General features: G+C 39.5%; 13 protein-coding genes and 1 pseudogene. 7 read left to right on the top strand and 7 right to left on the bottom strand.

What is annotated here, in order from left to right; translation table 11 throughout:
* Positions 1 to 12 precede the first annotated feature (12 nt).
* Complete coding sequence (locus tag HMPREF0013_RS15085) at positions 13 to 1,905, top strand: DUF4105 domain-containing protein (RefSeq protein ID WP_019767535.1); 1,893 nt, start codon at positions 13 to 15, stop codon at positions 1,903 to 1,905.
* A 68-nt stretch (positions 1,906 to 1,973) separates the two neighbouring features.
* On the opposite strand, the gene HMPREF0013_RS15080 is transcribed toward HMPREF0013_RS15085, so the two are convergent.
* Together HMPREF0013_RS15080 and folE are read right to left on the bottom strand one after the other, a co-directional pair.
* Positions 1,974 to 3,125: an extended-spectrum class C beta-lactamase ADC-18 gene (locus HMPREF0013_RS15080; RefSeq protein WP_002118772.1), complete on the bottom strand. Its 1,152-nt coding sequence runs from the start codon at positions 3,123 to 3,125 to the stop codon at positions 1,974 to 1,976.
* A gap of 150 nt (positions 3,126 to 3,275) precedes the next feature.
* A complete protein-coding gene (folE, locus tag HMPREF0013_RS15075; RefSeq protein WP_002118643.1) occupies positions 3,276 to 3,824 on the bottom strand; it encodes a GTP cyclohydrolase I FolE in 549 nt (182 codons plus the stop codon).
* A 261-nt stretch (positions 3,825 to 4,085) separates the two neighbouring features.
* On the opposite strand from folE, the gene xdhA reads away from it, so the two are divergent.
* From xdhA to xdhC, 3 genes are read left to right on the top strand one after another with little or no spacing between them, the layout of a single operon-like run.
* Positions 4,086 to 5,585, top strand: coding sequence for a xanthine dehydrogenase small subunit (gene xdhA, locus HMPREF0013_RS15070; RefSeq protein ID WP_005803759.1), 1,500 nt, complete (start codon positions 4,086 to 4,088; stop codon positions 5,583 to 5,585).
* A 1-nt stretch (position 5,586) separates the two neighbouring features.
* On the top strand, positions 5,587 to 7,962 hold the full coding sequence (xdhB, locus tag HMPREF0013_RS15065) for a xanthine dehydrogenase molybdopterin binding subunit (RefSeq protein WP_002118520.1): 2,376 nt from the start codon (positions 5,587 to 5,589) through the stop codon (positions 7,960 to 7,962).
* 6 nt (positions 7,963 to 7,968) lie between these two features.
* A complete protein-coding gene (gene xdhC, locus HMPREF0013_RS15060; protein WP_002118468.1) occupies positions 7,969 to 8,952 on the top strand; it encodes a xanthine dehydrogenase accessory protein XdhC in 984 nt (327 codons plus the stop codon).
* A gap of 10 nt (positions 8,953 to 8,962) precedes the next feature.
* On the opposite strand, the gene HMPREF0013_RS15055 is transcribed toward xdhC, so the two are convergent.
* Both HMPREF0013_RS15055 and HMPREF0013_RS15050 read right to left on the bottom strand, forming a co-directional pair.
* Entirely contained in the window at positions 8,963 to 9,658 is a 696-nt protein-coding gene (locus HMPREF0013_RS15055; protein ID WP_002118671.1) for a Smr/MutS family protein, read from the bottom strand.
* Between the two features lie 196 nt (positions 9,659 to 9,854).
* Positions 9,855 to 10,451, bottom strand: coding sequence for a TetR/AcrR family transcriptional regulator (locus HMPREF0013_RS15050; RefSeq protein ID WP_005803757.1), 597 nt, complete (start codon positions 10,449 to 10,451; stop codon positions 9,855 to 9,857).
* Between the two features lie 94 nt (positions 10,452 to 10,545).
* Here HMPREF0013_RS15050 and HMPREF0013_RS15045 point away from each other — a divergent pair, with 94 nt between their 5' ends.
* Positions 10,546 to 11,277, top strand: a complete 732-nt coding sequence (locus HMPREF0013_RS15045; RefSeq protein ID WP_002118989.1) for a hypothetical protein — start codon at positions 10,546 to 10,548, stop codon at positions 11,275 to 11,277.
* A 73-nt stretch (positions 11,278 to 11,350) separates the two neighbouring features.
* Here the strand turns inward: HMPREF0013_RS15045 and trpC are convergent, their stop codons facing one another.
* Together trpC and trpD are read right to left on the bottom strand one after the other, a co-directional pair.
* Entirely contained in the window at positions 11,351 to 12,157 is an 807-nt protein-coding gene (trpC, locus tag HMPREF0013_RS15040) for an indole-3-glycerol phosphate synthase TrpC (RefSeq protein WP_002118549.1), read from the bottom strand.
* Between the two features lie 9 nt (positions 12,158 to 12,166).
* Positions 12,167 to 13,216 (bottom strand): anthranilate phosphoribosyltransferase, encoded by a 1,050-nt coding sequence (trpD, locus tag HMPREF0013_RS15035; protein ID WP_002118605.1) that lies wholly within the window; start codon positions 13,214 to 13,216, stop codon positions 12,167 to 12,169.
* A 357-nt stretch (positions 13,217 to 13,573) separates the two neighbouring features.
* Here trpD and HMPREF0013_RS15030 point away from each other — a divergent pair, with 357 nt between their 5' ends.
* Both HMPREF0013_RS15030 and HMPREF0013_RS15025 read left to right on the top strand, forming a co-directional pair.
* Complete coding sequence (locus HMPREF0013_RS15030; protein ID WP_002118673.1) at positions 13,574 to 16,306, top strand: TonB-dependent receptor plug domain-containing protein; 2,733 nt, start codon at positions 13,574 to 13,576, stop codon at positions 16,304 to 16,306.
* 7 nt (positions 16,307 to 16,313) lie between these two features.
* Positions 16,314 to 19,084, top strand: a pseudogene (locus HMPREF0013_RS15025) (M1 family metallopeptidase).
* Between the two features lie 96 nt (positions 19,085 to 19,180).
* Here the strand turns inward: HMPREF0013_RS15025 and HMPREF0013_RS15020 are convergent.
* Positions 19,181 to 19,765 (bottom strand): anthranilate synthase component II, encoded by a 585-nt coding sequence (locus HMPREF0013_RS15020; protein ID WP_000925675.1) that lies wholly within the window; start codon positions 19,763 to 19,765, stop codon positions 19,181 to 19,183.
* Positions 19,766 to 19,901: the final 136 nt, after the last annotated feature.

Genomic DNA, 19,901 nt, shown 5'->3' with positions numbered 1-19,901 from the left:
TGATAAAAATTGATGAGCTTAATGAAGTCAGTTGTTTTAGTTTTTGCCTCTCTGGCAGTGAATATTGCTTATTCAGCAGATATAAATCCATCTATTCAAAAATATTGGTCAATTGCAGAACAACAAAATCTAGATCAAGACATTACATGGCAAAGGCTGATGTATGCCAATAAAAATCAGAAAAGTGAGGTTACTTATTCTGGCTATTTCTTATCAGAAAATGGAAAAAATAACTTAAAAGAAGAACTAAAAGCTGACATTTCAGCATTATTTGTGCCTGCTCAAGATAATCAGTCGATTCGTTGTAAGTTTCCGGCACGTAGTCAATGGCTCATGCAAAAAGTCGGCATTCAAGAAAATGAATTGCCTCAAGTAAAGTGTACCGAATTTGAAAACTGGATTGGGCAGATTAAGCCTCATAAAGCGACCTTAATTTATGCGACCGATTTTATGGGCAATCCTAGCTCAATGTTTGGTCATACGTTATTGCGTTTGGACCCAAAAGATCAACAGCAGTTAAACCTTGTCTCTTACGCCGTAAACTATGCAGCAACTGTGGCAGGCAACGACAACTGGTCATATGCATGGAAAGGTTTAACGGGGCAGTATCCAGGCGAATATTCATTGATGCCTTATTATCGTAAGGTAAAAGAGTATGGTGATTTTGAAAGCCGCGATTTGTGGGAATATGAGTTAAATCTATCACCTGAAGAAACTCGGTTTTTAGTAAGCCATATTTGGGAAATGCAACATGTGAGCTTTCCTTATTATTTTGTGAGTGATAACTGTGCCTATCGATTGTTGGGGTTAGTGGATTTAGTAAAACCTGAATCTAACTTGCAAGAGAAATTCACCTATGCATCGATTCCAATGGAAACCATTAAATCGATGCAGCAGCAGGGGCTCACCAAAGCTCCTGTATATCGACCTGCTTTAGAAACCCAATTATTGGCCCAAGCTCATCAGCATGGCGCCTCACTGGCGAAGGTGGCTCATCAAATTGCGATGCTGCCTATACAGCAGTCTTCTCAGATTTTAAAATCATTTACTGAGCAGGATCAGGCTAAAATCCTCGAGATGGCTTACGATGATTTATATCTACAGTTTATTGGTCGTAAAGTTGAAGAAAGCATTGCTCAGCCGCAGTTACGTCAGCTTTTAGCACTCAGAAGTCAGATTGATTTAGATAAGCAACGTCAAGAACCAAAAAGACCAACAAAGGAGCCGACTCAAGGCCATAACGCACGTAATCTTTCATTAAAAGCTGGTGAGGTTCAAGGCGATAAGTTTATCGAACTTGGTCATCGCCAAGCCTATCATGATTTAATAGATCCTCAAGGAGGCTATCGTGCAGGTACTCAATTACTATTTTTAAATGGTAATGCACAGTGGCGAGATGACCATTTAAAACTAGAACGTCTTGATCTGTTAGAAGTGAACTCTTATAACCCGATTCAACCATTTAAAACACCACTGAGTTGGGGTTTTAACTTAGGTTGGCGTCAAGAAGCTATTCATGATGGAAGCTTTAGTGAAGACAAACAACACGGCGTAGCAAGCTTTAATGCTCAGGTCGGTTACAGTCTTGCAGACTATGGGCGAAAGCATATTTGCTATGGACAAGTACAGACCTACGTACAAACAGGTTCAAATCTAGATAAAGGGTGGCGCGTAGGTATGGGGCCAACTTTAGGTTGTATGAATCAATGGTTTGAGCGTTTCAACTCTGTGGTGCAAATTGAATTGCCATATTGGAAAGATCAAAACCAATGGAATTTGAGAGTAAATACTCAGTGGCAATATGTGATTAATCGCAATAATGCTGTTCGATTGAATTGGGACTATGAGCAACAAAACCATCAAGACTGGATGAAATCAAGTCTAGGATATGTTTGGTTCTTTTAAAGAATAAATGTATAAAAAAAGAGAAATGAGTTTATTCATTTCTCTTTTTTTGTTTTTAAACAAGACGATTATTTCTTTATTGCATTTAATACTGCATACGCTGCCTTAATGCGTTCTTCATTTGGAATACGTTTATTGGTTAACATGACTAAACCAATATTTTCTTTTGGAATAAACACCACATAAGATCCAAAGCCATTTGTTGAGCCAGTTTTGTGGAACATCTTAACTGAAGGTTCTTTGGAAATGGCAGTCACTTTATTAGGCTTCATCACGATTTGCTCTGAATTACTGTCTAATAAAGTTTGTAAAGGTGCTGGATAAGAAAATTCTTCCCAACCCAATGCTTGATACATCGTACCGACTTGATAGAAACCTTGATGTGTTTCACTAATTGCACGTTGAATATCTTTCGGATATTTCTGTGGGTTGAGGTTGGCATTAATAAAAGTCAGCATATCTGGTAGTGTCGATTTAACGCCGTATGCTGGAGCATCTAGCGGGCCAGGGTTAACTCGGATCGGCTGATTTTCTTGGTTATAGCCATATGCATAATTTTGCATTTGAGTTTTGGGTACATTTACATAGCTATTTTTTAAATGGAGAGGTGGAAAAATTGTTTTTTCTAAGACTTGGTCAAAAGGTTTATTCATAGACAAAGCCACAACTTTTCCAAATAAGCCAATACTTGGATTTGAATATTGTCTGTATTCACCGATTGCGTTTTTAGTTTTCCAATCTTTGAAAAAAGTTAAAACTTGTTGGTCTGTTTGAACTTCATCTGGAAATTGTAAGGCGAGATTGCCACTTGTATACGTCGCAAGTTGAAGAAGATTAACTTGGTCAATCGGTGTATTTTTTAGTTCTTTCCAATATTTTCCGGGTGTGTCATCAAAAGAGATTTTTCCTTTTGCTTTTGCATATCCACCAGCTGTAGCGGTAAATAATTTACTGACCGAACCTAGTTCAAAAATGGTACTGCTATTTACGGCTTTTTTATCCTGAACGGATTGTAGGCCATAATATATTTCATATTTTTTATTATTTTGAATGACCCCCACGGCCATACCAGGCACATCATATTTATCTAATAAAGGCTTAAAATTTTGATCTACCAGTTTTTTAACTTCTTGTTCTTTTGGTGTATTGCCCGCATAAATTGAGGTACTAAAAATAAAAAGAGGCGGTAAAAGTAAGCAAGAAATTTTTTTAAATCGCATGATGAACTCATAAATTATTTAAAAAGAAAGATGCGTACTTTTATAACAAAAATCACTTAATTTAATTGTTATGTTTTATAGATTAAGTGCTTTAACTAGATATAAAAAAGCCCAACGTCGTCGGGCTCTTATTTTTGCATTAAAACCAGATTAATAACTTTCTGGTACTGCGCTTAAAAATTCACGGCGTGCTTCTTTATCGGTTTTAAAATCGCCGACAAATGAAACTGTACGAGTTGTAGATTCTTGTTTACCTACACCACGCATCATCATACACATATGTGCTGAATCGATAACTACAGCAACACCACGAGCGCCAGTCACTTCAGCAACGGCTTCTGCGATTTGTTGAGTCAGATTTTCCTGAATTTGCAAACGGCGAGCAAACATCTCAGTAATACGTGCAAATTTAGATAAACCGAGAACTTTGCCTTCCGGTAAATAGGCTACATGAACACGGCCGTAGAATGGGAGGAGATGATGTTCGCAAAGCGAATAGAATTCAATATTCTTCACCAATACCATTTCATGGTTATCTGATGGGAAAACAGCATTATTGGTGACTTCTTCTAAAGTTTTACTATAGCCAGAAGTTAAATATGAAAAAGCTTTAGCCGCACGCACAGGCGTATCTTTAAGGCCGGGACGATCAAGATCTTCACCGACGGCAGTCAGGATATTTGCGTACGATTGCTGCATTGACATAAGACGTATAAGTTTACTCTATTAGACAAGCTCGGCATTGTATCAGAAACATGACCTGATGTTCATAACTCCTCGCACTATATTTATTCTGGTTTTATGTGTGTTTAATAAAAGATGAATAAATTTCATGTTTTTTATCGTTAATAGTCAAGAGTTTGAACGTCAAATGTGTATTTAATGTTGATAGGTTCTAAATGATCGCCTAATGGCATCATATTTGCACAGATGCAGTGTTATAGAGCATAAGGATAAAACATGTCAGAACGTCCAATCACCTTCTTTTTCCGTGGTAGCCAGCAGCAAGTTGAAAATGTAACACCCACAATGACAGTTTTACAATTTCTGCGAGAGTATATCCAAACTGGTAAGACTAGGCAGACTGGTACAAAAGAGGGATGTGCTGAGGGCGATTGTGGTGCATGTACGGTAGTGATTGGTGAGCTGGTCAATGACAACCTGCAATTACGCAGTGTGAATGCTTGCATTCAGTTTTTACCCACTTTAGATGGTAAGGCTTTATTTACAGTAGAAGATCTTTGTACATTATTGCCTAAAAAGGATGGGGCACTTCATCCGGTTCAACAGGCGATGGTCGATATGCATGGTTCACAATGCGGGTTTTGTACTCCCGGTTTTATCATGTCTTTATGGGCAATGTATGAAAATGAGCAACACTGTCCAAGCAAAGATCAAGTCAGTAATTATCTTTCTGGAAATTTGTGTCGTTGTACAGGCTATCGCCCTATTTTTGATGCAGCACAAAAAGCATATGACTATCCACGTATTTTATTAAAACGTCAAAAAGTAATTGAAGTATTAAAAGAGATCAAAGCATTACCTGCATTGCATTTGAATGATCATGGTCAGCAATTTTTTGCACCAAAGACTTTGCAGGATTTTGCCGCTTTACGGTTACAGTTGCCGCAGGCACGTATTGTTGCTGGTAGCACAGATGTTGGTTTGTGGGTCACAAAGCAAGGCCGTAATTTAGGAGATATGCTTTATATCGGTCAGGTTGAAGAACTCAAAAAAATTGTAGTCACAGATCATGCTTTAACGATTGGGGCAAATGTAAGTTTGAGTGATGCACTCATCAAAATTTCAGATGTTTATCCTGACTTTCAAGAATTACAGCGCCGTTTTGCTTCCATGCCTATTAAAAATGCAGGAACACTAGGTGGAAATATTGCTAATGGTTCGCCTATTGGTGACTCAATGCCAGCATTAATTACGCTAGGTACACGATTGATTTTGCGAGCAGGTGAACAGACTCGTGAAATTGCTTTGGAAGACTTTTATATAGATTATCAAAAAACAGCATTACAACTTGGTGAGTTTGTTGAGGCGATTGTTATTCCGCTTCGTGAAGGGCAGACGAGTTTTAAATTTGCCAGCTATAAAATTGCCAAACGTTTTGAGCAAGATATTTCTGCGGTATGTGCAGCCATTTCATGCGATTTAGATAATGATGATGTCGCTCACAATGTAAGAATTGCTTTTGGTGGTATGGCAGCTATTCCTAAACGTGCAAAATATGCAGAAGCCATATTGGAAGGTCAGCAACTTACAGCAGAATTGATCGTTCTGGCACAAGAGGCCTTGTCAAAAGACTATCAGCCTTTAGATGATGGACGTGCTAGCTCGGCATATCGTTTACACGTCGCGAAAAACTGTTTACAGCGTTTTTATGTAGAAAAAATCCTGTCTCAAACGATCACTCGTGTGAATGACTTGATCGCTATGATGGAGATCTAAAATGAATCAAACCATTGACTTAAATATTTCTAAAAAATCAGCTAAAGCAGGCGACTCGATTGCACACGAAAGTGCACATTTACATGTGACTGGGCAGGCAACTTATATTGATGATTTACCCGAGCTTGAAAATACCATGCATTTGGCAGTTGGATTTTCAAATTGTGCCAAAGGCAAAATCAGTAAGTTTGATTTGGATGCCGTACGTCAGGCTGAAGGTGTTTATGCAGTTTTTTCGGCAAAGGATATTGAGGTTGAAAATAATTGGGGGCCAATTGTTAAAGATGACCCAATTTTTGCAGAAGAGCAGGTCGAATTTTATGGACAAGCCTTATTTGTGGTCGTGGCCGAGAGTTATCAACAAGCCCGTCAGGCAATTCGCTTAGCAAAAATTGAGTATATGCCCGAAACTCCAATTTTAACGATTCAAGATGCAATTAAAAAAGAATCGTGGGTGTTGCCGCCTGTTGAATTTAGCCATGGTGAAGTTGAACAGGCATTTCAAAACGCAGCTCATCAACTTTCAGGTGCTATTGAGCTGGGTGGGCAAGAGCATTTTTATCTTGAAGGGCAAATTTCCTATGCGATTCCACAAGAAAATCAGAGTTTAAAAGTCTATTGCTCGACACAACATCCAACCGAAATGCAGTTACTGATTTGTCATGCATTAGGCATGAATATGCATCAGGTGAGTGTGGAAAGTCGCCGTATGGGTGGCGGTTTTGGTGGTAAAGAGTCACAGTCAGCCCAGTGGGCATGCATTGCCTCTTTGGCAGCACAAAAAACGGGCCGTCCGTGTAAATTACGCTTAGATCGTGATGATGACATGAGTGCTACAGGCAAACGTCATGGTTTTGCTTATGAGTGGTCTGTGGCTTTTGATGACACTGGTATTTTGCAAGGCCTAAAGGTACAACTGGCTTCAAATTGTGGTTTTTCGGCTGATCTTTCTGGGCCAGTAAATGAACGTGCGATTTGCCATATTGGCAACGCTTATTATTTAAATGCAGTTGAGCTACGTAACTTACGTTGTAAAACCAATACTGTTTCTAATACCGCATACCGTGGTTTTGGTGGACCGCAAGGCATGTTTGTCATCGAAAATATTATTGATGACATTGCTCGTTATTTAGGTTGTGATCCGGTTGAAATTCGTCAACGTAATTTCTTTGCCGAACAGCCCGGTGCTGGACGTGACCGTATGCACTATGGGGCGGAAGTCCGTGATAATGTTGCGCCAAAATTGGTAGCTGAATTATTGCAGACTAGCGATTATGCGAAACGCAAACAGGCTATTCAGGCCTTTAATCAGAACAATGACATCATTAAGCGTGGTATTGCGTTAACCCCATTAATGTTTGGTATTTCGTTTAACGCCGTGCATTACAATCAGGCAGGTGCACTGGTCTATGTCTACATGGATGGCACTGTCGCGATTACGCACGGTGGTACAGAAATGGGACAAGGGCTATATACCAAAGTACGGCAGGTCGCTGCACATGAGTTGGGTTTACCCATCGATAGCGTTCGTTTAATTGCAACTGATACTTCTCGTGTACCAAATACTTCGGCAACTGCAGCATCAAGTGGCGCAGATCTAAACGGTAAAGCTGTTCAAAATGCCTGTATTAAAATTCGTGAGCGTCTGGCTAAACTTGCAGCCGAAATAAGTCAAAGTGAAGCTGAACAAGTCCAGTTTGAAGATAGTATGGTTTCAACAGCGAATGGTCATTCATGGACTTTTCCTGATTTGGTTCAACGGGCATATATGGCACGTGTACAACTATGGGACAGCGGTTTTTATAAAACGCCAGAAATTCACTATGATCAGGTCAACCATTTAGGGCGTCCATTTTTCTATTATGCCTATGGTGCAGCGGTTAGTGAGGTCGCAATAGATACGCTAACTGGGGAAATGAAAGTATTACGTGCCGACATTTTGCATGATGTCGGGCAGTCAATTAACCCTGCAATTGATATTGGACAAATTGAAGGTGGTTTTGTTCAAGGGATGGGATGGCTTACGACAGAAGAGCTGTATTGGCAGCCGCATGGACCACACGCAGGCCGTTTGTTTACCCATGCACCTTCAACTTACAAAATCCCGACCAGTGTAGATATTCCTCATATTTTTAATGTTAAATTGTTTAATAATCAAAATCAGGCAGACACCATTTACCGCTCCAAAGCTGTAGGTGAACCGCCATTTATGTTGGCATTATCTGTTTTCTCTGCAATTCGTCAGGCGGTACAGGCGGCTATTCCCGAAAAAACTCCGCTCGTACTCAATGCTCCAGCAACTGCCGAAGAAATTTTACGTGCAATTGCGATTGGACGGGGACAAGCTTTGGCTGCTCGCCCACAGGCTAAAATGTAGAAGATTATGCAACATTTACAATGGTGGACTGATTTTGTAGCGTGGCAAGTCGATGCTCTACCTATGGTATTGGTCACAGTAGTCCGCGCTGATGGTTCTACACCGCGAGAGGTTGGTGCAACTATGTTGTTGCGGTTTAATTTGCAACAGCAATGGCAGCAGTCAGATACGATCGGCGGTGGGCATTTAGAGTTTCAGGCGATTGATATTGCTAAAGCAATGTTAAAAGAAACGGAAACTAGTGTGAGGCGTATTGAACGCTTTAACCTCAGTGCTCGGTTAGGGCAGTGTTGTGGCGGAGTAATGTGGTTATTGTTTGAAAAAATATCACCCGCTACGGTCACATCGGATTTATCCGTGAGTTTGCAAGCATGCCGAGTTGGAAAGCGTATATCGCGTACCGTCTCACATCAATATGCATCCACTTGGCAGACTATGGATATAGAACAACAACCAAGTTTCGAGTTTCATCCTACCAATAGTGAAGAATGGCAATTTGGCCAGCAGATTCAACCATATGCTATGCAAGTTCTGATTTGTGGTGCGGGGCATGTGGGTGAAGCAATTGTCCGTTGTTTATTACCTATTGGTGTTCGGGTGAAATGGATTGATCCACGTGATGATATTTTCCCATCCGATTTACTGCAACAGGTGCAATGCTTAACGACTGATACCTTAGAAGCCGAGATCGAGCATTTTGACCGTTCAGGCGCAATTTTAATATTAACTCATGATCATCAATTGGATTTGCAATTGTGCTTTACAGCCTTAAAACCTACGGCAAAACCATTTGCTTATGTTGGGATGATTGGCTCAAAAAGTAAAAGGGCTGTTTTTGAAAAGCGTATGCAAATACGTGGCTATACTCAGGAAACATTACAACGTTTGGTTTGCCCGATCGGGATAGAAGGGATTTCATCGAAACAACCTGCAATGATCGCCATTGCAGTAGTTGCTCAATTATTACAGGTATTTGATGTAAAAAAATGATCCCAAAGGATCATTTTTTTTGTTCGAACTTAGGATTTTTTTCTGCACGTTTAAGCAGTACGAGAACGGCACCTGTACCACCTTGATTTTCAGGGGCACTTACAAAGGCTAAAACATCACGATGCTGACGTAACCATCCGTTGACATAGGTTTTTAAGACTGCTTCTGGGCCTTTACCATGCACAATTTTGATGACATTTTGATTTTCATCTTTTGCCATCTGGATAATTTGTAAAACTGCGTCACGTGCTTGCTCAATCGTGCAGCCGTGTAAATCTACAGCTTCAAACCAACGCATCTTGCCTGCTTTTAAATCTTCAAAAACTTTATGTTGAAGAGTCGCAATGCGATAGCTTAGTGTTGCTTGGCTTGCGACCGGATTTAAAGCAGCTTGCGTATCTGATAACTCGGCATGTTCGGTATCACGACCACCTTCGGCAGCTGCACGTTTCGCTAGCGTTTGTGCATCGACTTTTCTGGCACGAGGTATTTTTACATCGGCAACATTGCTATTGTTGATGCGTTTTACACCTGCAACAGCCTGTTGAAACAGATGGGTATCTTCCAATTCTTCAGACTCAGCCTGAGATTTTTTAGTCTCAGGCTGATTTGTGATTTTGCTTGAATGAGGATTGGAGATTTGCTTTTTAAATTGCTTCAATAACTTCTGTTGCTCTTTAGAAAGCGATGAATCATGTTTACTCATAATTTTTGAAAAATAGGCAAGATACCAGAGAGGTGTGAAATTATAGTCTGAAACTGAGATAATTTGAACTAAATTGCATTCAGTCTACGGTATGGATTTTAGCAAAGAAAAGCATTAACTCATTTGTATTCAATTAAATATATCGATATGCCGAACAGTTGAATAATTTTGATGAGATTGGTGTAAATATCTACTTTTATTGGGGCCTAAAATATGTAATTGCTCTTTGAGCAAAAAGCTCTATATCCTGATCAGATATGGATTCTCCAGTAATAATAGTTCGATAAAACAATGGGGATGCAGCGAGCTCAAAAAACTCACGAACTTGTGTCTTCTCAGCTAACTCTTCTCGTTGAATGGCACGATCAATCAGCGGTTTTGCTAATAAAAAACGCTCGTCCCAAAAACGTTTTTTAGCCTTTTGCACATATTCGTCTGGATGACTTAAGGTTGCTTTTAGAATATTAAGGGTAAAAGGGGTGTATAGACTGATGACAATCTTTTTTAAAAATAAACAGAGATCAGTAAGGGTATTGCCTGTATCAGGAAGTTCGACATCTGCTTTGATTCTTGTCGATACAACATCTAATATGAGTTCAATTTTAGTCGGCCAACGACGATAAATTGTTGTTTTATTGACCTGTGCTAATTTTGCAATTTCTGGTATTTCAATATCTTCGTAATCAGTTGTTAAAAGTAATTCATAAGTTGTCTGGTGTATTGTCGCCACCATTCTTTCAGACCGTCCTCTTGGACGTCTTTGTTTTTTGAATTCTACTTCTGTATTTTGCATCTGATCGTTCGTCCGAAACTGCATATATTTCTTTATACAACCCACTAAAGCAACTATAGTTGCTTTAGTGGGTTGTATAAATGGTTATTCTTCTATGTATTCTAATATTCATGTTTGTATAAACGGCCAGAACATAACAAATTCCGCTATTCTTGAGTGGGAAAAGCGACGGGCTCGTCTTGTATTAAAAAAACTGGGACTAAGTCCTAAAAGTAAAGATTTACTTGAGCTCAGAGAGCTTTTACTAAAAAGAAAGTCTGAATTGGGACAAAATAAAATTAAAGCATTATTAAAAAAGGAATTAATAATTTCGGATTTTTTTGCCAAATTGATTGCACGCTTGTCATTTGGCTATCGTAGATTAAGTTCTATCGAAATATTTGTAGAAAATGCACGGGCAGAGCAGTTTGTTGAATGGTTTGAAAAATGTACCAATCAAAATAATGAACAAGCAATGCTTGCTGGAACACCCGATCATTATCTTATTTCCACAAATAATGGTGCTCAGGAAGTCATTGAAACTAATGGTGGTTCACCATTAGTGGCTCACTTTTACATAGACTATAACGAATTATCAAGTTTACGCTCGAGGGTTGATTTAAGCTTTCCTTTGCAAATCGCGGGAGTTGCACGTTCAAAAGATGGCTTTGCTATTGGTGGTGTTAGACATCAATTCCGTAATGAAGAAAAGGGCTTTCGAGCAAAATTAACGGTTGAGTATCCTTTATTGATTTTACCTACAGTGATTTCAGGGCATCAATGGCATTTAGCTAATGAGTTCTCAAACTGGATTAGTGCTGCATTTGGCTGGTCATTTAATCATTAGAATTATGTAATATAATTGGTATAACAAAGAATATTAAGGTTCAAGGCTGAATCGTATCTTGAACCTTATTTAATTAGATTTGCTCAGGCTGCCCAAATAATTCATTAAAAGCTTGATCTGGACGAGTTTGTTTCATAAAACTTTCGCCGACTAAGAAGCTGTGAATATCATGCTCTTGCATCATATGCACATCATCTGGTGTCGCAATACCGCTTTCAGTAATTAATAAACGTGAGGCCGGAAGTAATTTTTTCAATCGAATAGACGTATTTAAATCCACATCAAACGTTTTTAAATTACGGTTATTCACGCCTAATAAACATTGCTCAGAAAGCCTTAAAGCGCGTTCCATTTCTTCTTCGTCATGGACTTCAACCAATACATCAAGTTGATGTTCAAACGCAGTTTTAGACATTTCTTCGAGTTGCTGGTCAGACAAACAAGCAACAATTAATAAAATACAGTCAGCATGCAAAGCACGAGCTTCAACTACATTGTATGGGTCAATCAGAAAGTCTTTACGTAAAGCAGGGAGGGCACAATGATTGCGAGCAATCGCAATATTTTGATCTGCTCCCTGAAAGAAATCAACATCGGTCAATACCGATAAACATGCTGCTCCTGCTTGTTCGTATTGCTGGGCAATTTCAGCAGGATTAAAGTCTGCGCGAATAATCCCTTTTGATGGAGAGGCTTTTTTAATTTCAGCAATTACACCCGGACGTTTATGTTGCAAAGCATTAGCAAAACCTCGAACTGGTGTTGCCGCTTTCGCTAATTCTTCAACGTCTTGCAAATTACGTTGTTTTAAACGCGCAGCAAGTTCCTCATGTTTACGGTCAACAATTTTACCTAAAATGGTATTTTGAATATTAATCATGAGAAGTCCTTAATCTGCCTGAGATTGCTTTAATGTTTTGGTAAATTCAGCCAAAACACTCATTTTTTCTAAAGCCTGTCCGCCATAGATAATATCTTGAGCGAATGTAACAGCCTGAGCATAAGTTTTGGTAATGCCCGCAACATAGATGCCTGCGCCTGCATTAAGCGCAATCATGTTTGCTGCTTTTTCACCAATATCGGATTTATTTTTGCTTAAAGCATCTTTAATTAACTTTAGACTTGCTGTTGCATCAGCGACAACCAAACCACTTAATGTTTGCGACTCAATTCCCACATCTTCAGGATTAAGGGTCCATTCCGTAATTTCACCGTCTTTAAGCTCAGCAATAGCAGTAGGAGCGGCAAGGCTGATTTCATCAAGACCATCTTTTGAATGAACCACCATGACATGTTCGGCACCAAGTTGTTTCATCACTTCGGCAATTGGGCGACAAAGTTCATCTGAAAACACACCAATGACAAAGCGTTTTACCCCAGCTGGATTGGTCAGTGGGCCGAGTAAATTAAAAATACTTCGAATACCAAGTTCACGACGTGGACCAGCAGCGTATTTCATGGCTTTATGATGGTTTGGAGCAAACAAGAAACCTACACCCATTTCACGGATGCAGCGTTCGGTTTGTTGCATATCTAAATCAAGATGAATACCTGCTTGTTCAAGTAGGTCTGATGAACCCGATTTACTTGAAACGCCACGGTTACCATGTTTTGCAATGGTTGCGCCTGCTGCTGCAATGACAAAGCTTGACGCTGTAGAAACGTTAAATAAATTTTGGCCATCACCACCAGTACCCACAATATCAACTAAATGTTTGATATCACTAACATCGATCTTGATCGCAAATTCTCGCATGACACGTGCAGCAGCTGTCATTTCGTCAATGCTTTCACCTTTCATGCGTAGGCCCATCATCAAAGCACCAATTTGTGCTTCGGTTGCCTCACCTTGCATGATGCTGCGCATAATTTCTTCCATTTGAGGCTGAGTCAAATGAATGTTCTTGGTAATGTGGTTGAGCGCCTGTTGGATATTCATAGTCATGATTTACAGCATTAATGATTAAAATTTTTAGGTGAAGTTGATCAAGAGTGGGATGTTCAGCTTGTTGCGTTCCATGTTTCACTAGCTACGGGGAGCTATGTTAGCAGAAAATAACCAAAGATTTTTGTTGTTCGATACGAGTTTTAAAAAATTTGCTGGTTTATTACTTTAGTTTGATTAATAAACAGAATTTATTCATTGAAAAAGGTTTTAGTTTGTTGTGAGTTTTTATGATAAATAATTAAACATTTGGTATATCTTAAACATAAATATATCTAGGAAAAATGCGTATAAATCAGTCAAATAAAAGTAGATATAGTAGGGCGATCTTTATTTTGTCTATTAATAAATATGTATTTAAATAACTTGAAATATGTAGGAGCTTTAAAAAATAAGCGCTCATTTATTTTTGTATTTGTTGCACTGTTTCATCCACTGGAAAGCTATGCGCAAGAAGCTATAGAGCAACCACAAAAGCAAGCTAAAACAGATAAAGTAGTCCGTGTTGCTGTGACAGGGTCTCGGATTTCAAAAGCACAAAAAGATGGCCCGACGAGTGTGACCGTCATTACCGCAGCCGATATTGAAAAACAAGGGTTTAGTAATGCATTTGATGCGCTTAATAACCTGACGCAGAACACGGGTTTTGTACAAGGCGCCGATTATGGAAATACTTTTACGCCTGCGGCTAATGCTATTAGTTTACGGGGCTTAGGACCGAATCATACTTTGACTTTGATTAATGGGCATCGGGTTGCAGACTATCCTGTACCGTACGACGGTTCTGTCAATTTCGTAAATTTAGCCAATATTCCAACTGCTATTATTGACCGTATTGAAATATTAAACGGTGGCGCTTCTGCAATTTATGGTTCAGATGCAATTGCAGGTGTGGTGAATATTATTCTGAAAAAGAAAACAGACGGTACTCAATTTAATATTAAGGCAGGCGGAACAAAAGAAGGTGGTGAAAACTTACGTTTACAACTGAGTGGTAGTAAAACTTTAGACAAGCTCAGCCTTGTTTATGGGGTTGAACTCAGTGGCCGTGAACCGATTTGGGCAGCCGATCGAGATTTTATGTCGAGCCGAACTCGTTTGGGAGAAAAACCAGATACGGTTGTAGGTCGTAAAAATGCCAATACTGGAAAATATCTTTCCATTGGTGGGTGTCAGGCCTTTAATGGTTTATTCAAAGGTTCAGTCAGTAATATAGGACAAGCTGGTGCAGACAATTGTGCTAGTGGTTTGGCACGACCAACCTATTGGACGGTCCAAACCCAAAACCGCAGTCAAAATGGTTATCTCGGTTTAGACTATGAGTTAAATGATAAAACTCAATTGTTTGCCGATTTTTTAATTGGCGCCAATCAAATTGAAAACAATACGCGTGGTCCGACATGGACATCTTTAGGTGGATCAAGTGGTTATTTCCTCAATCAAGATTCGGGAAATTATGAAATTTGGAATCGTCGTTTTGCACCTGAAGAATTAGGTGGGGTAGAGCGCGTAAATAAAAAGTGGAAAGAACTTTCTTCGAACTTAAACTTCGGAATTCGAGGCGATATTGGAGAAACGAGCTGGAGTTATGAAGCAGCCTATAATGGTTCCATTTATACCAGTCAGCTACGCCGCCAAGGCTTATTACGTTCGAGTGTTGATGAATATTTCTTAGGTCAGCAACTTGGCACAGATGCAGATGGTATTCCTATTTATTCACCTCGTTTAGATCGTTTAAGTCGACCACTGACAGCAAACGAATTTGAGAGTATTTCGGGCACAACAAAAGAAAAAGATAAGTCATGGGCACAAAGTTTGACCTTAAGCGCGAATGGTGACGTATTTAAGTTACCTGCAGGAACTGCCAAACTTGCGGCTGTGGCTGAAATTGGACGTCAAGGTTTTTCGATTAAGCCGGATCAGGCACTTGAAAATGGTGAGTTTTATAATGCGAGTTCTAGTGGCGAATATAGTGGCACTCGTACACGCCAAGCACTTGGTGCAGAATTATTCTTGCCTTTAGCGAAACCATTAAATTTAACCTTGTCTGGACGTTATGACCGTTATGCTTTGTCAGATAACAGCATTGATAAGCTAACTTTCGGTTCAGGCCTTGAGTTTAGGCCACATCCGACTTTATTGGTGCGCGGTAACTATGCAACTAGTTTTCGTGCACCAGATATGAACTATCTGTTCTTAAATAAGCAAAAAGGTTATTTCGCAAGTACGACTGACTATTTACGTTGTAGCCAAACGGGACAACCTTTAGATAAATGTAGCTTTAAAGATTATGCACCTGGGGCGAACTACACTTTAACCGGAAACAAAGAGCTTAAACCTGAAGAGGGTAAATCTTATGGTGCAGGCTTTGTATGGTCACCCACCAATAAATTTGATATCAGCGTCGATTACTGGGATATCAAAATTGATAATCTTGTGACCAACTTAAGTGAGGACAAAATTCTACGCTTAGAAGCAGATTGTCGTTTAGGCAACCAAGATATTAACTCTGCGGCCTGTATTGATGCATTGGCACGTGTAGAGCGTAATCCTGCAAATGCAGTTGTCGATCCAAATGTGATTAAGAATATTAATATTGTTCCGATTAATGCTGCATCAGACCATACCCGCGGGATTGATTTCACTAGCAGATGGCGCTGGAAAACAGAGAGCTTTGGTAACTTTCTCTGGACGATCAATTATAGCCGTGTACTAGAACATGAATATCAACAATCAAAAGATGGCGAGAAAGATGACTACTTAAAAGATTTAACTATTCCAGATTGGCGTGACCGTTTTAATACCAGTTTCAGCTGGAGCTTTGGAGATTGGGCATCAACAGTATTAGTTAATCGTTATGGCAAAATTCCAAACGGTGACCAAACTGTCTACCTAAGCCCCACCTATTTAGTGAACTGGAGTGGTACTTATCAAATCTCTCCAAAAGCGTCTGCTTCAATCATTATTAATAACTTGTTTGACAAAGTGAAACGAGATGACACGGGCGGTTGGCCGTATTATCCAGTAGGATCATATTCACCATTTGGCCGTCAAGGTTGGTTGGAGTTTAACTATAAATTCTAAGAATGATGTGTGGATGCAGCGAAGTGGTACAGCATTTGCTGCATCTTTTTATTTAAAACTACAGAGGATAAATCCCTTATGTTGGTCAAGCCTTCATTTAAAAAAAGATTACTACTTACAACATTATTATCTTTATCGGCGACACAGATTTTTGCATCGAATAACAGTGAACAAATCCCGATTGGTAAATTACCCGAGTGGGTCGTACCCGAATCTTATGATTTAGATTTTAAGATTGATCCCGCACAAAAAGGCTATACCGGTAAAACCACTATTCATTTAAAGCTGGCTCAAGCCATAGATCACATTTGGATTCATGGTAAATCTTTGATGGTGAAAGATGTGAGTATTACATCGGCAGAGGGCGTCAAAACCAAAGCAAAATATGAGCAAGCCTCCGAGGTAGATGGGGTGAGTAAAATTAAATTTGCCAAAACCTTGCCCGCAGGACAGTATCAACTCGTTCTAGATTTTAATGCAGCGTATGACCAGCAACTTGACGGTATTTATAAAATTGAGTTTGAGGGTAAACCTTATGTGATGACTCAAATGGAAGCAATTAGTGCACGCCAGTCATTTCCGTCATTTGATGAGCCACGTTTTAAAACGCCGTTTAATATTCGTTTGACGATTCCAAGCAAATATTCAGGTTTTGCCAATACTCAACAAACATCTGAGCAAGCAGATAAGTCAGGTTGGAAAACACTCAGTTTTGCACAAACTAAACCACTACCCACTTATTTACTTGCGTTGGCTGTCGGTCCTTGGCAATTACAAAAAGGGCCTGATATTGGTGCAACTTCATGGCGTAAGCAGCCGATCCAGTTACGTGGTATTGCACCCGATGCAAAAGCTGAAAAAATGCAGCATGCCTTATCTGAAACGCCAGCCATTTTAAAAACTTTAGAAGATTATTTTGCCTTTGGTTATCCATTTGACAAGCTAGATTTACTGGCAGCACCAGACTTTGCTGCTGGGGCAATGGAGAACCCGGGGTTAATTACTTTTAGAGACTACTTGATGTTGCTAGATAAGGACTCGCCAGTCTCTTTTGTACAGAATTCATTTAATGTCAATGCACATGAGCTTGCACATCAATGGTTCGGTGATGTCGTCACGATGCCGTGGTGGGATGATTTGTGGCTAAATGAATCTTTTGCCACATGGATGCAAAGTAAAATTACTCAAAAATTACATCCTGAATTTAATGCTGACCTAGAACGTATTACAGACACTGCAGATGCGATGAAAAGTGATAGCTTGGTGAGTGTGCGCCGTATTCGCCAGCCTATTTTAAGTAATGCCGATATTCAAACTGCTTTTGATGGTATTACTTACCAAAAAGGTGCAGCTGTTTTAAATATGTTTGAAAGCTATTTGGGTGAAGAAAAATTCAAACAAGGGGTGCGCAATTATATTAATAAGCACCAATATGGTAATGCGACAGCTAATGATTTAATTAGCGCTTTAGCAGAGCAGTCTGGACAAGGTGAGCGCTTTACTAGAGCGATGAAAAGTTTTCTTGATCAACCAGGTGTGCCTTTAATTAACACCGCATTACAGCAAGAAGACAATAAAGTCTTTTTAAATGTGAAGCAAAGCCGTTACTTACCTGTTGGCTCAAAAGGTGATGCAAGAAGCCTGTGGGGTGTACCATTATGTGTACGTTATGAAGTTCCAAATGCAGGTAGTAAAGTGCAATGTGAATTGGTAGACCAAGCAGAAACCAAGATTGAACTCAAAGGTGCCAGCCTTGGCAGTTGGTATATACCAAATGCAGATGCGGCAGGATATTACCAATTTAGTTTGCCACAAAAAGAGTTTACTCGTCTGACTGCCGCTACAGAAAAGCTTTCTAACACTGAACAGTTGGCTTACGCCTACGCGATTTCAGCGGCATTTAACCACGGTGATATTAATTTATTGGCTGTCGTAGATGCTGCGAAGAAATTTGCCAATTCAAATAGCCGACAAATTAGTACAGCGCTGTTTTCCCAGTTAAGTACGATTTATCGTCATGTATTGAAAACAGAAGCTGAACGTGAACATTTTAGAAAAGTCTTAGCTAATTTATATTTACCTAAATTAAATCAGTTGGGTTATGTCAGCAAAACAGGTGAACCAGCTGAAGACAGTTTATGGCGTAGTGAGTTGGTTAGATTTCTTGCTTTAGATATTCAAGTTTCAGAAGTCCGTACACAACTGTTAAAACAGTCAGATGCTCTCTTTGCTCAAAAGCAGCTTAATTTTGCGCAAGTAACACCTGAATTATTGCCAACTATTTTGGCTGTACGTGTACAAGAAAAAGGTCAACTAGCTTTTGATCGTTTATCTGGAGAGCTACAACGCGTGACTCAACCGACACAACGTCTTGCAATACTTACAGCTTTGGGTTCAGCAAACCAAGAAGCAACACGCCAACAAGCACGTCAGTTGATTTTGAACCCTCGTGTTAAAGTCGGTGAAGTTCATACCGTGATTAACTCCATCAATAATTATGGAGATGAACAAGGTGGCTTATGGTCTTGGTTTAAGGTAAATCATGACGCCGTGTTTGATCGTTTAGGTAAATCTTCGGCTGGGCGTTTTCCTGCAATGTTCAGTGGAGCAGCATGTAGCCAACAAAAAGCGGCACAGTTAAATGACTTTTTTGCACCACGAACTAAAGAATTGGTCGGGGTTGAAAGAGGATTGAAACAAACCAAAGAACGTATTCAACTCTGCGAATCTTTGGTGGCAAAACAAGATGGATCGATTGTGCAGCAGTTAAAGTTGTAATTGATTCAGCCATAAAAAAAGCCAACTGATCGTAGTTGGCTTTTTTATTAAGGATTCTTATCAAATTACTTTTAAAACAATCTATTTACGGCTGGCTTATGCGTAGATCTCTAAAAAGTTTTTAAAGATTTGATGGCCATGCTGACTCAAGATTGATTCAGGATGGAACTGCACGCCTTCAACAGGCAATGTCTTATGTTTAACACCCATGATTTCTTCTATTGAGCCATCTGCTTCATTAGTCCAGCACGTTACTTCAAGGCAATCAGGCAGTGTTTGCTGATCAATCACCAAAGAATGATAGCGAGTTGCCGAGAATGGGCTAGGAAGATTACTGAAAATACCCTTATTGCTGTGGTACATATCAGATAAACGCCCGTGCATCACCGTTTTGGCTCTTACAATTTTTCCGCCAAAAGCTTGCCCAATACTTTGATGCCCTAAACACACGCCAAGCAAAGGAATTTTTCCGGCAAAATGATTAATTGCAGGAATTGAAATACCTGCTTCACTTGGAGAGCAAGGGCCAGGACCAATCACAAGATATTTTGGTTGCCATCGTTCAATATCCTCTAATGTGACTTGATCATTGCGAACTACTTTTACTTCCTGATTCAACTCGCCAAAATACTGGACGATGTTGTAGGTAAAAGAGTCGTAATTGTCGATCATTAGAAGCATGATGAACTTAACCTCATGATAGTTAATATATATTTAATAAGTGACTAGAGTATTACTCAAAATGTTACTCACTTTTTAAAAAGTACTTTTATTTGATCAAATAAAAAGCCGCTTTCTAAACGGCTAATATAACAAA

It is taken from the genome of Acinetobacter sp. SH024 (genome assembly GCF_000163635.1).
In the GTDB taxonomy this organism is placed as follows: domain Bacteria; phylum Pseudomonadota; class Gammaproteobacteria; order Pseudomonadales; family Moraxellaceae; genus Acinetobacter; species Acinetobacter pittii.
The sequence above is the reverse complement of the archived record's forward strand: the minus strand, read 5'-3'. Positions and strand labels throughout refer to the sequence as shown.

Coding starts and splice junctions, on each gene's coding strand:
- HMPREF0013_RS15030 (WP_002118673.1), top strand. CDS start 13,574: ATGTATTTAAATAACTTGAAATATGTAGGAGCTTTAAAAAATAAGCGC.
- HMPREF0013_RS15050 (WP_005803757.1), bottom strand. CDS start 10,451: ATGCAAAATACAGAAGTAGAATTCAAAAAACAAAGACGTCCAAGAGGA.
- HMPREF0013_RS15055 (WP_002118671.1), bottom strand. CDS start 9,658: ATGAGTAAACATGATTCATCGCTTTCTAAAGAGCAACAGAAGTTATTG.
- trpC (WP_002118549.1), bottom strand. CDS start 12,157: ATGATTAATATTCAAAATACCATTTTAGGTAAAATTGTTGACCGTAAA.
- HMPREF0013_RS15045 (WP_002118989.1), top strand. CDS start 10,546: ATGTATTCTAATATTCATGTTTGTATAAACGGCCAGAACATAACAAAT.
- HMPREF0013_RS15085 (WP_019767535.1), top strand. CDS start 13: ATGAGCTTAATGAAGTCAGTTGTTTTAGTTTTTGCCTCTCTGGCAGTG.
- xdhB (WP_002118520.1), top strand. CDS start 5,587: ATGAATCAAACCATTGACTTAAATATTTCTAAAAAATCAGCTAAAGCA.
- HMPREF0013_RS15020 (WP_000925675.1), bottom strand. CDS start 19,765: ATGCTTCTAATGATCGACAATTACGACTCTTTTACCTACAACATCGTC.
- xdhC (WP_002118468.1), top strand. CDS start 7,969: ATGCAACATTTACAATGGTGGACTGATTTTGTAGCGTGGCAAGTCGAT.
- xdhA (WP_005803759.1), top strand. CDS start 4,086: ATGTCAGAACGTCCAATCACCTTCTTTTTCCGTGGTAGCCAGCAGCAA.
- folE (WP_002118643.1), bottom strand. CDS start 3,824: ATGCAGCAATCGTACGCAAATATCCTGACTGCCGTCGGTGAAGATCTT.
- trpD (WP_002118605.1), bottom strand. CDS start 13,216: ATGAATATCCAACAGGCGCTCAACCACATTACCAAGAACATTCATTTG.
- HMPREF0013_RS15080 (WP_002118772.1), bottom strand. CDS start 3,125: ATGCGATTTAAAAAAATTTCTTGCTTACTTTTACCGCCTCTTTTTATT.